Below are 13765 nucleotides of genomic sequence, written 5' to 3' on the forward strand. Positions count from 1 at the left end.
TTGTTGTTAATTAAGGTGGGAATCGCATATGGGGTTGGTCCGGGTATTTTAAAGGGCAATGCGAAGAATGCAAAAAACGCCGTCCCCGCTTGTGCGGAGACGACGTTTTCAGGGACAACCGACGACTGAGCGGATCAATAACGGTAGGCCGACTCGCCGTGGCTCGTGATGTCCAGGCCTTCGCGTTCCTCTTCTTCCGGCACACGCAGACCGATCACGATATCGACCAGCTTGAAGGCGATGAAGGCGACCACCGCCGACCAGATGACGGTCACGCCGATCGCATGGGCCTGGATCCACAGCTGGCCGACGATCGAGTAGCTCGTGTTCATGGCATTGGTCGTGTAATCCCACACGCCCTGCCCGCCCAGTGCCGGCGACGCAAACACGCCGGTCAGCATCGCGCCCAGGATACCGCCCACGCCGTGCACGCCGAACACGTCGAGCGAATCGTCGGCGCGCAGCAGGCGCTTCAGACCCGTCACGCCCCACAGGCAGACGATACCGGCCAGCAGGCCGATGACCAGCGCGCCCATCGGACCGACGAAGCCGGCGCCCGGGGTGATGGCCACCAGGCCCGACACGGCGCCCGATGCGGCGCCCAGCATCGATGGCTTGTGCTTGAAGATCCACTCGCCCAGCACCCAGGTGAGGGTCGCACCAGCGGTGGCCAGCAGCGTGTTCAGGAACGCCAGTGCCGCCACGTCGCCTGCTTCGAGTGCCGAGCCGGCATTGAAGCCGAACCAGCCGACCCACAGCAGCGATGCGCCAACCATCGTCATCGGCAGCGAGTGTGGCGCCATCGATTCACGGCCGTAACCGATCCGCTTGCCGATCACATAGGCACCCACCAGGCCGGCCACGGCCGAATTGATGTGCACCACGGTGCCGCCCGCGAAGTCGAGCGCGCCCTGCTGCCACAGGTAGCCGGCAGCTGCGGTAACGGTTTGCAGCGAGGCGGCGTCGGTGATGGCGTCAGGACCGGCCCAGAACCAGACCATGTGCGCGACCGGCAGGTAGCCGAACGTGAACCACAGCACGACGAACACCAGCACGGCCGCGAACTTGGCGCGTTCGGCAAAGGCGCCGACGATCAGCGCGCAGGTAATCGCTGCGAAGGTGCCCTGGAAGGCGACGAAGATGAATTCGGGGATCATCGTCTCTTTGCTGAAGGTCGCGGCCATCGCAAACTTGCCGGCAACCGGATCCCAGATGCCTTGCAGGAAGGCGCGGTCGAAGCCGCCGATGAACGCGTTGCCCTGCGTGAAGGCCAGCGAGTAGCCGTACAGGCACCACAGCACGATGACGAGGGCAAATACCATCATCACCTGCATCAGCACCGACAGCATGTTCTTGGCGCGCACGAGGCCGCCGTAGAACAGCGCCAGGCCGGGAATGGTCATCAGGATCACCAGCAGCGTGGCGACGAACATCCAGGCCGTATCCCCCTTGTTGATGGACGGCGCCGCCATGGCCGGCAGGGCAACGCCCAGGCCCAGCAAGGCGGTCAGTATCGTTGTAGTTATACGCTTCATGAAAACATTCCTTCTTACAGTGCGTCGTTGCCGGTCTCGCCGGTACGGATACGGATGACCTGGTTCAGGTCGGCCACGAAGATCTTGCCGTCACCGATCTTGCCGGTGCGGGCAGCGCCCTGGATCGCATCGATGACCTGGTCGACGATGGCGTCGTCGACCGCGGCTTCGATCTTGATCTTGGGCAGGAAGTCGACGACGTACTCGGCACCACGGTACAGCTCGGTGTGGCCCTTCTGGCGACCGAAACCCTTCACTTCGGTCACCGTCATGCCTTGCACGTTGATTTCCGACAGTGCCTCTCGCACCTCGTCGAGCTTGAAGGGCTTGATGATGGCGGTGATCATTTTCATGGTATTGCCTCTTTTGCAATCAAAAAGTTTTTGAGACGGACAGCACGGCGGCGGACTTGCCGAGATTCTTGCCTTCCGGGCTCAGGTAGGCGTCGGTATTCGCCTTGTGCCACGCCAGCGCCACGGTGGCGACGCCGAAGTCTTTGGTGACGCCGACCTTGTAGTCGGTGTACGAAAACGCGCTGTTGTTCTTCAGTTTCTGGCGCCCGACGTGCAGGTTCAGGATGAAGCCGTTGCTGACGTCGATGTCGGCGCCCACGTCCAGGTAGCCGCTGCGCTTGCTGTCTGCGGTGCCGAACAGATTGGTCGTCGAGTGCGAGTACTTGATATAGGCCGGGCCGTAGCCGAGTTTGCCGTACAGCTCGAACGTGTTCGCGCTTGGGTTCAACCCGTTGTCCGGATAGTAGTAATACAGGCCGCCGATGTCATAGCTGATCGCGTCGCTCAACTGACCGCGCTTGCCGCCATAGACGTCCCATTCGATATTGCCGTCGCCGCCCAGGTCTTTCGTCCATTTGATGGTGGAAAGCCAGGTACCCACGTAGAAGCCGGATGGGCCATGTACGTAGTCGACGCCGCCCTGGAGGGCCGGGTCGAGGGCTGTTTGCGACAGGCCGCGGTAACGGTAGTCGCTGGTGATGCTCGCGTTGTAGCTCACCTGGTGTTCGGCGGGTTGTTCCTGTGCCATGCCCGGAGCGCTGGTAAGCGCCAACACTGCCAGGACAACTGCGCTGAATTTTGCTTTGCACTTCATGACAAACCCCCTTGATGAACAACATGAAAAATGACTGCTTGTGGATCCTTGTGATGTTCTTTATCTATGTTTTATTTAGCAGGATGCGTGCCAGCTCATAAAGAGGAAAAAGGTCCTTGTTTTTTTGGTAAACACGCCCCACATCGGTTTTGCTACAACACAACGGACCGCATACGGCACCCAGACGGCCGTTCGGCGCACCACATCAGGTCACATTGCACCATCATGGAGCGTGCGGCCTCGGCAGAAAGGGAAATGGATATGAGTAATAGCAACTTCTTCAGCGACTTGCAGGGCAAGATCAACCAGGCGCTCGAGAGCGGTCCGGCCAAGGACATTGAACGCAATGTGAAGGCAGCCATGACGTCGGGCTTTTCCAAGCTCGATCTGGTCACGCGCGAGGAATTCGATATCCAGGCCCAGGTGCTGGCCAAGACCCGCAGCAAGCTCGAGGCGCTCGAGCTGCGCGTGAGCGAGCTCGAAGCCAAACTGGGTGCAGGCAGCGCCACGACGCCGTCGGCAACGTCGGCGACAGCGGCCTCGGCATCGGCCGCTTTCCCAACCTCGGGCAGCTCGGCGATTCCGATGCCAGGCGCTGCGCCATCGGCCACCGCGCCATTCCCGGCTGCACCGGAAGACCCGACGATCGTCGTGCCGCCAGCGCTGGACAAGCATTAAACAGTCCACGGGCCAGCCCGCCTCGCGCGGGTGGCCTCAGCACCAGCGGCACGCCCGTGTCGCCATCTTTTGACGCGCATCCCGGCTTATACTGGTTGTCTTTACGGAGACCACGATGACCCGACAGTTTGCCGCGCTGATCACCACCTGTACCCTGCTGGCCATGCCAGCCGCGATCCACGCGCAGGCAACCGCTGCCGGTGGTGACGTACGTCCCGAGATCCTGCGCCAGCTTGATGGCGCCTGGACCATGACGGGTGATGTGCGGGGCAAACCGGTCACCTACCGCATGGTGGCCAAGCCGGCCTTGCACGGCACATTCACCGAACTGCGCATGCAGGACGTGCAGGTGCCCGCGCAGTACGAAGCGGCCGTCTTCGTCGGCTATGACGCCGCCAGCAAGACCATCATCGCGCACTGGATGGACAGCTTCGGCGCAAAGTATTCGGTCCCGCACGGCAGTGGCGACATCGCCGGCAACGTCGTCACATTCACCATTCCCTACCCGAGCGGCCCGTTTCGCAATACCTGGCGTTTCGATCCGGCCAGCGCGACGTGGCAATTCGCGCTCGAGGCGGCGCAGCCGGACGGCTCGTGGAAGCACTTCGCCGGCTACGCCCTCAGGCGCGACTGAGCGCGACTGAGCGCGCCCGGGCCGGCGGGCTTCAATCGATACTGACCTCCTTGCGGTTGTCACGCGCCACGCGGTCGATCAGCTTGTTGTACGGGTCAATGCCAACGTCGAACGGCTGCTCCTTGACGGTCACCGTCACGGTCGGATTCTCGCCCCGCAGTACGCGCTTCTCCAATAACAGCACCCGCTCGTCCGATTCCTTGGCATCGTTCGCGCGTGCGAACACGCCGATTTCCACCGCCTCATCGTAGGTGCGCGGCGTTTCCTGCCCCTTGCCGTCGGCCTGCATCTTCGCCAGATGCAGTCTCATCGTCACATCCCACTGTCCGTCCGGGCGCTTGACGGCTTTTGCTTCGGTCACGCGGTTATCGTAGAAGACGATGCGTTCGAACAGGTCGGCGATCAGCGCGTGCTTGCCGACCGGGGCTTCGGCGCGAATGTAGTCCACCAGTTCGGCGGAGGTCGCAAACGGCGCCTCCTGATAGCCCTTGTCCTGCAGGAAGCGCTTGAGGGCGCGGTTGAGCGCCGCTTCGCCGATCTCGTCGCGCAGCCGGTAGAACACCAGGCTGCCCTTGCGGTAGTGGATGTAGTCCTGGTTTTCCACGCGCACCAGCGGCAGTTCCTCGATCTTTTCGGCGCCGCGCGAACTGAGATAGCGGTCCAGCTCATAGCGCAGGAAACGGCGCATCTTGTGCGGGCCGTATTCCTTCTCCATCACCATCAGCGCCGAGTACTGCGCCAGCGATTCGATCAGCATGCTCGCGCCCTGCACATTCGCGGCCGTGACCTGGTGGCCCCACCACTGGTGCGCCATCTCGTGCGCCGTCACGTAGAAGACGTAGTCGATGTCCTCCTTGTTGCGCAGGTCGGCGATAAAGCCGATCGATTCCGAGAACGGGATCGTGTTGGCGAACGATTGCGCAAAGCGCTGGTAGTTCGGAAATTCCAGGATGCGCACCTGCTTGTGCTGGTAGGGCGTGAACTGGGTCGTGAAGTAGTCGAGCGACTTTTGCGTGCCCGCGATCATCCGGTCCACGTTGTAGGCGTGCTTTGGATCGTGATAGATCTCGATAGGAATGCCGTGCCAGTCGCCCTTCTTCACCTGCCAGTTGGCTGATAAGTAGGCGAAGAACGGCATCATCTTCTGGTCCATCTTGTAGCGATAGTAGTTGCGGCCGTTTTCCTTCCACGCCTTTTGCAGGTAGCCCGGCGCCAGCGCAATCTGGTCACCACTCGTGGAAACGGTGGTGTCGAAACTGATCCAGTCGGCGTCGTCCCCGAACATCGTGTTGGCGCGGGCCGCCTGGTTTTCGAGCTTGGCCATGCGCTCCGGTTCACCCAGGCCGCGCTTGCGGCGCTCGTTGCGGTCCAGCAGTTCGAACTCGCTCTGGTAGCCGACCAGCGGGAAGAACTCGCGGTTGTTGAAGAACGTGCCGTTCAGGTTGAGCGTGTCGCCCCTGCCCGCGTTGGAAAAACCGGGACGGCGCACGTCCACCGTGAAGTCCAGCGCCAGGCGGGCGCCCGGCGCCGTTGGCTGCGCGAGCTTGAGTATCCGGAAGCCTGCCACCTGGTCGTCCAGGACGACCGTGTGCGCGGGCAGACCAGCAAACGTGGTCACGACGTCCGGATTGACCTGCAGGCGCAGCGTGTCGAGCGGCTGGCTCGTCTTGTTCTCGAAGACGTAGCGGCCCTTGACCATCACGCGTCGCTCGGCCGGGTAAATGTCCACCGCGGCACGCACGTCGACGATCTTCACGTGCGGCAGGTCCTTGTACTTGCGGTAGGTCTTTTCGTATCTGGCCTGCTTGTCCATCGCCACGTTCTGCGCTTCGTAGCGGCCCAGCGTGACGGTATTGTGGAAGATCCAGCCGCCCACCAGCGCGAACGCGATCGTGCAGGCAGCCAGCGCAACGCCCGATGCACTCTTGAGGCGCCGCGTGGCTTCACGCGTGCGGGTGCGCCACTCGACCGACAGGCCGCGCACCCAGAACGCCTGGGCCACGATCAGGCCCGCCACGACAAACAGGGTCCAGTACAGCGCGAACCACGACCAGCCTGCGACGAAGTGGCCGAAGCCGTTCATGTCCGAGTACGGCGTCTCGGGTAGCAGACCGATGTTGTACAGGTTGTGATCGAAGTGCAGGACCGACAGGACAATCTGCGCCACGATCAGTACGATCATGAACAGGTAACCCAGAAACTTGTTGTTCGTGACCACCTGCAGCGCCACCGCGATCAGCGCCATCAGGATGTACGGCGTGCCGGCCATGAACACGCCCTGCAGATACACCATCGGTTCGATCGGCGCGCCGCCCTTGTACAACTGGATGGCGATCGCGGTCAGGATGCCGGCAAACAGGAAGGCCAGCACCACGCCAACGAGGGCCAGACTTTTCGCCACCAGCGGCGCCCAGTTCGGCATTGGCATTGCGTCGCTCACGTCGGCGATGCCGGCCTGGCGCTCCTTGAAGATCAGTTCACCGGCATAAAAGATCACGATGATCAGCAGCAGGAAGTTGTAGCTGCCCTTGAGCAGCTCGATCATCAGGTAGGTGCGCGGATAGACATCGGTGCCGAACATCTGGTGCAGTTGACTCGAGCTGCCCACCATATTGAGCACGCCGAACAGCAGCATGACCAGGAACGGCACGCTCTTGAAGACGGCGACCGCATCGAAGACGAAGATGTGCCAGCACTGGGTCCAGCGCGTGGCGCGTGTGAAGCGCGGGGCGATGCGTGGCAGCGCGACGTGCGCCGGCGTGCCGGCGGCCGGCGCTGCAGCTTTGGCCCTGCCGAACAGGCGCTTGCCGGTGCCGGCGCGCTGCGGCTTGAACAGCGCCAGCGTCAGGCCAAGCAGCGCCAGGCCGACCACGCTCCACAACAGCCGGTTGGCCAGCATATAGCCCCCGATGGCCGGCAGGCCGGCATTCGATTCGGCGGTGGAGAAGTAACGCGTGGCGCGGCCCAGGGCGCGCAGGCCGAACGGGTCGGCCAGCACGGCGAACCACTCATTGTCGATATTGCTGGTGAATTTGCCGGCCAGGATCCACAGCACGAAGAACGCCATCACGCCCACATACACCATCATGATCGAGCGTGTGGTTGAAGCCAGCAGCATCAGCAAGGCGCCGATGAACAGCAGGTTCGGCACCACCAGCACGCACAGCGCCCACAGGTAGGCGGCGCCGGGGAACGGTCCCACGCGCTCGGCGTCGATCCACGGCATCAGAGGGCCGAGCATCATGCCCGCCACGATCACCGCGAAAATCACCATGCAGGCCAGCAGGCCCGCCAGGAAACGGCCGACGAGGTAATCGTGCTTTTTCATCGGCGTGGCAAACAGCATGTCGGAGATGCCGACGTCGCCATCGCGCAGCACCGAGCCGGCGATGAAGATGGTGACGACGAACATCGACATCAGGCTGAAGACGCCGAGCAGTTGCGCGACGACGACCGGCGCATTGCGATTGACGTTGCCGATGCTGCCGCCGATCTGAATCGCATCGGTGGTGGTCGCGCCAAAGGCCAGCGCGCCGAAGATCAGCGCGCACACCCACAACAGCGGCTGGCGCAGCTGGATGCCCAGCTCGAACTTGAAGAATTCCCGTAGCATGCCGGCTCCTTACGCCACGACTGGTGCGGTGGATGCCGGCGCCGCATCGGTCGTTGAAACGCCCGCGCGGTTGGCATTGCGGATCTGGAGGAAGTAGACGTCTTCCAGGTCTGGCTCGACGCTGACGAAGCCGTCGTCCGGCTGCGACTCGGCAAACACGTTGATCTGCGGGCGCCCCGCCACCAGGCGCGTGGAGAGCACATTGAAATTGCGCTGGTAATCGGCCAGCGCTTCCTGGCTGACGGTGCGGCGCCACACGCGGCTCCTGAGCGTATCGATCGCGGCTTGTGGCTCGCCCTGCAGCAGCACGGTGCCCTTCGCGATCATCGCCATGCGCGGGCACAGATCGGTGACGTCTTCGACGATGTGGGTCGACAGAATCACGACCACCTGCTCGCCGATCTTGGCCAGCAGGTTCAGGAAGCGGTTGCGTTCATCGGGATCGAGACCCGCGGTCGGTTCGTCGACGATCACCAGGCGCGGCGCGCCAAGCAGCGCCTGCGCGATGCCGAAGCGCTGGCGCATGCCCCCCGAAAAGGTACCCAGGCCACGCGAACGCGCTTCCCACAGATTGGTCTGGTGCAGCAGCGCTTCGACCATCTCCTTGCGCTCCCCCTTGGACGTCAGGCCCTTGAGGACGGCGAAGTGGTTCAGCAGTTTTTCGGCGCTCACCTTCGGGTAGACGCCGAAGTCCTGCGGCAGGTAGCCGAGCTGGCGGCGCAAGCCTTCCTTGTCCTTCAACACATCCAGGCCATTGAAATCGATGCTGCCGCTGTCTGGGTCCTGCAGCGTGGCGATCGTGCGCATCAGCGACGACTTGCCGGCACCGTTGGGCCCGAGCAGGCCGAACATGCCGTTCGGGATCTCGAGACTGACGTTGTTGATCGCCTTGACGCCGTTGGCATAGGTCTTGTTGAGCTGCTTGATCGATAGCATGGACTGATTCTCCGGGGACGGTTGCGGTTGTGGTGCTGTTCACGATCAATGTAACGTTAACAAAAAGCAATGTCAGCATTTTGTGACAGACGGTATGAATTGCGGCATGAACGACGAGATGACCGGTATATGCACCTGTCATGAACGGGCAAGCGCGCACGCCTGTTCGCTCTCAAACGGTGGCGCGGTGCCCGCTTTAGGATGGGGCACCCTGGCGTCATGCGGAAGGAATCCAATGAGTCTTGCCGTCCTCAAAAGCCGCGCGCTGGCCGGCATGGCCGCGCCGCCCGTCAATGTCGAAGTGCATCTGGCCAACGGTCTTCCGGGCTGGACGATCGTGGGCTTGCCAGACACCGAAGTGCGCGAAGCGAAAGACCGCGTGCGCGCGGCGTTGCAGAATTCGGGCTTCGATATCCCGCCGCGCCGCATCACGATCAATCTCGCGCCGGCTGATCTGCCCAAGGAATCCGGCCGCTTCGATCTGCCGATCGCACTGGGTATCCTGGCTGCATCGCATCAGATACGGGGCGATACACTGGCGCGCTACGAGTTTGCTGGCGAATTGTCGCTGTCGGGCGAGCTGCGGCCGATTCGTGGTGCATTGGCGATGGCGTTTGCGATGGTATGTGCGGGTTCTTCAGAATCTGCTTCACAGACCGACCTGCAGGACCGGGCTTTCATCCTGCCGCTGGCCAATGCCGACGAAGCGGCGCTGGTCGACGCAGCCGAGATCCTGCCGGCGCGCACGCTGCTCGAAGTCTGCGCGCACTTCGCCAACGCACCCGATGCGCCCAAGCTGGTGCGGCATGTGGGGCCGCCCCTTGCGCAGGCGGTGTACTACCCTGATTTCGCCGACGTCAAGGGTCAGCAGCATGCCAAGCGCGCGCTCGAGGTGGCGGCGGCCGGCGCGCATTCATGTTTGCTGGTCGGCCCGCCCGGCGCGGGCAAGAGCATGCTGGCGGCGCGCCTGCCTGGCTTGCTGCCATTGATGAGCGATGCCGAGGCCCTCGAATCGGCTGCCGTGCAATCGCTGGCAGGGGGCTTCTCGCCACAGCGCTGGCGTCAGCGGCCGTTTCGCAGCCCGCATCACACGACGTCCGGCGTAGCGCTGGTGGGCGGTGGCAGCGTGCCGCGGCCTGGTGAAGTCTCGCTCGCGCATCATGGGGTATTGTTTCTGGACGAGCTGCCCGAGTTCGACCGGCGTGTCCTCGAGGTGCTGCGCGAGCCGCTCGAATCGGGCCAGATCACGATTTCGCGCGCGGCGCACCAGGCCGATTTTCCGGCACGCTTTCAGCTCATCGCGGCGATGAACCCGTGTCCGTGCGGCTGGCTCGGTCATGCCAGCGGCAAGTGCCGCTGCCTTGAGGCCTCCGTGCGGCGTTACCAGAGCCGCATCTCGGGACCTCTGCTCGATCGCATCGATATCCAGTTGCCGGTCGCGGCGCTGGGGCCGGAGAGCATGGGCGCAGGCGCCGACGGGGAACCGAGCAGCGTGATTGCAGTGCGTGTGGCGCAGGCGCGCGCACTGCAGATGGCGCGCCAGGGCTGGCCCAACAGCCACCTCGGCCCGCGCGACATCGACCGTTATTGCGCGCCTGACGACGCCGGTGGGCGCCTGTTGCATGCCACGGCCCGGCATCTGCACTGGTCGGCGCGCGCGTATCACCGCGTTCTTAAAGTGGCGCGCACGGTGGCCGACCTGGCCGGCAGCGAACACGTGGCAGCCACGCACGTGGCCGAGGCGATCGGGTACCGGCGCGCGTTGCAGGGCGATTAGCAGGTCTTGCGTTCTGCGGCGCTGCTGTTACCATCGACGCATGCGACCCTCTACCGTGCGTGCCTTGCAGATTGTCCCGATCCTCCTGGCCGGCGCGCTGCTGGCCGGCTGCAGTCCGGCGTATAACTGGCGTGACTACACGAGCGAGGACGGTCGCTTCAAGGCGCTGTTTCCAGCCAAGCCCGCGACCCTGACCCGCACGGTGGACCTGAACGGTTTGCAGGTCGAGATGACAATGACGGCGGCCAAGGTCGACAACACGACGTTCGCCGTGGGTACTGCAGTCGCACCCGATGCGGCGCGCGCGCAGGCGGCGCTGCCGGCCATGCGCCTGGCGCTGCTGCGCAATATCGGCGCGCCCGACGCTGCGGCCACCAATGACCTGAGCGTCGATGTCACGGGCGCCGGCCAGGGTACGCCAATGCACCTGAGCGGGCGCTTCGCCGCGAAGGGCAACCGCGTCTACCAGGTCATCGTGCTTGGCCCTGCAGGCAAGACGCCGCCGGAACAGGTCGAGCAGTTTCTCACATCCTTCACGAGCTTCTGAGGTCTTCCATGGATGACCAGCTCCCCGCCCTGCGCCTGGTCGGCCTGCGCAAGCAGTTCGGCCGCCCTGCCGTCGATGGCCTCGACCTGCTGGTCCGGCGCGGCGAGTTCTATGCATTGCTCGGGCCGAACGGCGCCGGCAAGACGACAACGCTGCGCCTGGTCACGGGCCTGCTGGCGCCCGACGCCGGCACGATCGAGGTGCTCGGCGTGGACATGACTGCGGCGCCGGCAGCGGCCAAAGCCAAGCTGGCCTACCTGCCGGACGAGCCAATGTTGTACGGGAAGCTCAAGCCGTTCGAGTATCTCGAATTCGTCGCGGGCCTGTGGGGCGTGCCGGCGCAGGATGCTGAACCGCGCGCACGCGAACTACTCGACTGGCTTGACCTGAGCCAGCATGCGCACGAGCTGACCGAAGGTTTTTCGCGCGGGATGAAGCAGAAGCTCGCGCTGGCCGGCGCCCTGATCCACGACCCGGAACTCTTGATCCTCGACGAACCGCTCACTGGCCTGGATGCAGCGGCAGCGCGCCAGGTGAAAGACCTGCTGCTGGCGCACGTGGCCAAGGGCGGCACCGTCATCCTGACAACGCACATACTCGAAGTGGCCGAGCGCCTGGCGCACCGCATCGGCATCATCCGCCAGGGCCGGCTGATCGCCGAAGGCACGCTGGACGCGCTGCGCGAGCGTACGCAGGGCGGCAGCCTCGAAGACATGTTCCTGCACCTGATGGCGGCGCCATGAGGCTGGCGCCGGGCAGCGTCGGCTGGCTGCTGCGGCACGAGCTGCGGCTTGCCTGGTTCAATGCGGCGGGCGGCAAAGCGGCGGACGGGCGGCGCCGGCCAGGCAATCTGGCGCTCGGTCTGGCGGCTGCTGGCTGTATCGTCATGCATGTCGCAAGCTGGTTTGTCGTGCGCCAGCTGGCCGGCATGCCGGGGGACGATCCGCGCATCCTGCTGGCGGTGTCCGCGCTGCTGATCGTGGCCACGACCTTCATGCTGTCATCGGCGATCAAGGCATGCGTCGTCGTGATGTTCGAGCGCAGCGACCTCGATTTGCTGCTGTCGTCACCCCTGCCCTCGCGCAGCATTTTCACGGTGCGGCTGTTGGGCGTGTGCGCGGGTACGGCGGCGCTGTACCTGTTTTTGCTGGCGCCGTTCGCGCATGCGGGGCTGCTGCAGGGCCAATTTCGCTGGCTCGGGATCTATCCGGGCGTGATCGCCCTTGCGGTGCTGTGCAGCTGTGGCGCCATGCTGCTCACGCTTGGCCTCGTGCGCGTGCTCGGTGCGCGCCGTACACGCGTCGTGGCGCAGATCGTGGGGGCGCTGGCTGGCGCGCTGCTGGTCATCGCGTCGCAGCTGCATGCGCTCACATCCAGGCAAACACAGGACGGCATTCGCGATACCGTGCTGGGGATGGTGCAGGCCGAGAATGCGCGGGATAACCTTCTCTGGCTGCCGGCGCGGGCGATGCTGGGTGAGCCGTTGCCGGTGCTGCTGCTCGGCGCCCTCGCATGCGGCATGTTCGTGCTGACCACCTGGCGCACGCATCGCTTCTTTGCGCGCGGACTGCAAATGGCTGCGTCGACGCCTTCGATCGCTGCGGGCAAGGCGTCATCGACAACGCCGCAGCCCCGCTTCGGGCGTAGCCTGTTTCGCACGGTCGTCATCAAGGAATGGCGCCTGATCGTGCGCGATCCGCAGTTGCTGTCGCAGGTGATGCTGCAAATACTGTTTTTGCTGCCGTTGTTCTTCCTGATTTTCAAGCGCGCCGATGTGCAGGTGCAAGCCATCGGCGCGGGCCTGGCGTTGCTGTGCAGTTCGCTAACTGGTGCGTTGGCATGGATTGCGTTGTCGGCCGAGGATGCGCCGGATCTGCTGCTGGTATCGCCTGCATCGCAGCGCACTGTACGGCGCGCCAAGCTGGCAGCGGCCATGATGCCGGTGCTGGGGTTGGTGGCTGTTCCTCTGCTATGGCTGACAGTGCGGATGCCGACCGCCGGGCTGGTCGGACTCCTGGTCGTGTGCGGCGCTGTCGTGGGCGCCGGCCTGGTGGTGTTCTGGTGCGGGCGGCCTGGCGTGCGCAGCAATTTTAAAGGGCGTGGCAAAGGAGGCCTGGTGATGAACGTGCTTGAATTGTTCAACAGCCTGGCGTGGGGCGCGTTGGGATGGCTGCTGTCGGCTGCCGCGCTTGGGCCTTTGGACCACATGGGCATCCTCGTCGCAGCGGGGGCTGCGTCGTTCGCCATTGCTGTACCTGGCATTGCCTGGATGTTGCGGCGTCGGACGGTGTGAGCGCGACCGCACTGTGAAGGGGCGCGAGTCGTGCTATCGTTTAATTACTAACAAAACCAAGAGATAGCTATGTTGATTACATTTAAATGCAAAACGTATCCAGAAGTTCTGATGTATCAGGAACATGCCAAACGTATCCTTGACCTGCTGCACAAGGAGCCGGAACGCGGCGTGATCACGTCGGCGGAGGCCACCCAAGTGATTTCGCTGATCGAGGACGAGATCGAAGAGTCCCGCAAGCATCAGGTGTCGGATCAGGTGGCGCACGATGTGCATGCGCATCACCGCGATGAAGACGACCATGAGCATCAGGCGATCGAGGTCGTCAGTTTCTCGACCCGCATGTATCCGCTGCTGGAAATGCTGCGCTCGGCGCGTGATAACAAGACCGATATCCTTTGGGGTGTGTAAGCAGGCTTTGGTTTATCCTTGTCTGCAGGTAAAAAGCCCGCTGATGTGAGTCAGCGGGCTTTTTTGCGTCACATCGGTCGATTGGCACTGGTTATCTGATCACGTGAATATCGTCGCCCAAAGCGAAAAGCCCCACTCAGATCACTGAGTGGGGCTTTTCTATATAACTAGCCTGACGATAACCTACTTTCACACTGGTTGCAGCACTATCATCGGCGCAAAGTCGTTTCACGG

11 protein-coding genes and 1 pseudogene are annotated in these 13765 nt (G+C 63.4%); 7 read left to right on the plus strand and 5 right to left on the minus strand.

The window, feature by feature from the left end; all coding sequences use genetic code 11:
- Positions 1-134: 134 nt before the first annotated feature.
- The 3 genes from AC56LW_RS21985 to AC56LW_RS21995 are packed head-to-tail and all read right to left on the minus strand — an operon-like array spanning position 135 to position 2642.
- On the minus strand, positions 135-1535 hold the full coding sequence (locus AC56LW_RS21985; protein ID WP_183556644.1) for an ammonium transporter: 1401 nt from the start codon (positions 1533-1535) through the stop codon (positions 135-137).
- 14 nt (positions 1536-1549) lie between these two features.
- Positions 1550-1888 (minus strand): P-II family nitrogen regulator, encoded by a 339-nt coding sequence (gene glnK, locus AC56LW_RS21990; protein WP_137171558.1) that lies wholly within the window; start codon positions 1886-1888, stop codon positions 1550-1552.
- 19 nt (positions 1889-1907) lie between these two features.
- Complete coding sequence (locus AC56LW_RS21995) at positions 1908-2642, minus strand: TorF family putative porin (protein WP_332532523.1); 735 nt, start codon at positions 2640-2642, stop codon at positions 1908-1910.
- A gap of 261 nt (positions 2643-2903) precedes the next feature.
- Here AC56LW_RS21995 and AC56LW_RS22000 point away from each other — a divergent pair.
- Together AC56LW_RS22000 and AC56LW_RS22005 are read left to right on the plus strand one after the other, a co-directional pair.
- Positions 2904-3137: pseudogene (locus AC56LW_RS22000) on the plus strand (accessory factor UbiK family protein); the annotation flags it as partial.
- A 298-nt stretch (positions 3138-3435) separates the two neighbouring features.
- The gene (locus AC56LW_RS22005) at positions 3436-3954 is read left to right on the plus strand and encodes a DUF1579 family protein (protein WP_499637610.1); all 519 of its coding nucleotides are present in this window, start codon (positions 3436-3438) and stop codon (positions 3952-3954) included.
- Positions 3955-3985: 31 nt separating this feature from the next.
- Here the strand turns inward: AC56LW_RS22005 and AC56LW_RS22010 are convergent, their stop codons facing one another.
- The gene (locus AC56LW_RS22010; RefSeq protein WP_499637612.1) at positions 3986-7567 is read right to left on the minus strand and encodes an ABC transporter permease/M1 family aminopeptidase; all 3582 of its coding nucleotides are present in this window, start codon (positions 7565-7567) and stop codon (positions 3986-3988) included.
- A 9-nt stretch (positions 7568-7576) separates the two neighbouring features.
- Entirely contained in the window at positions 7577-8503 is a 927-nt protein-coding gene (locus AC56LW_RS22015; protein ID WP_499637615.1) for an ABC transporter ATP-binding protein, read from the minus strand.
- Between the two features lie 235 nt (positions 8504-8738).
- Here AC56LW_RS22015 and AC56LW_RS22020 point away from each other — a divergent pair, with 235 nt between their 5' ends.
- From AC56LW_RS22020 to AC56LW_RS22040, 5 genes are all read left to right on the plus strand, one after another.
- A complete protein-coding gene (locus AC56LW_RS22020) occupies positions 8739-10280 on the plus strand; it encodes a YifB family Mg chelatase-like AAA ATPase (RefSeq protein WP_499637618.1) in 1542 nt (513 codons plus the stop codon).
- A 40-nt stretch (positions 10281-10320) separates the two neighbouring features.
- Positions 10321-10827: a hypothetical protein gene (locus tag AC56LW_RS22025; RefSeq protein WP_499637621.1), complete on the plus strand. Its 507-nt coding sequence runs from the start codon at positions 10321-10323 to the stop codon at positions 10825-10827.
- Positions 10828-10835: 8 nt separating this feature from the next.
- Positions 10836-11570, plus strand: a complete 735-nt coding sequence (locus tag AC56LW_RS22030; protein WP_332532517.1) for an ABC transporter ATP-binding protein — start codon at positions 10836-10838, stop codon at positions 11568-11570.
- On the plus strand, positions 11567-13120 hold the full coding sequence (locus AC56LW_RS22035; protein ID WP_499637624.1) for a putative ABC transporter permease subunit: 1554 nt from the start codon (positions 11567-11569) through the stop codon (positions 13118-13120). Before AC56LW_RS22030 ends, AC56LW_RS22035 begins: the two co-directional genes overlap by 4 nt.
- A 111-nt stretch (positions 13121-13231) precedes the next feature.
- Positions 13232-13531, plus strand: a complete 300-nt coding sequence (locus AC56LW_RS22040) for a DUF1840 family protein (protein WP_499637627.1) — start codon at positions 13232-13234, stop codon at positions 13529-13531.
- The last annotated feature ends 234 nt before the right edge of the window (positions 13532-13765 follow it).

It is taken from the genome of Telluria sp. LT2P80 (genome assembly GCF_059685955.1).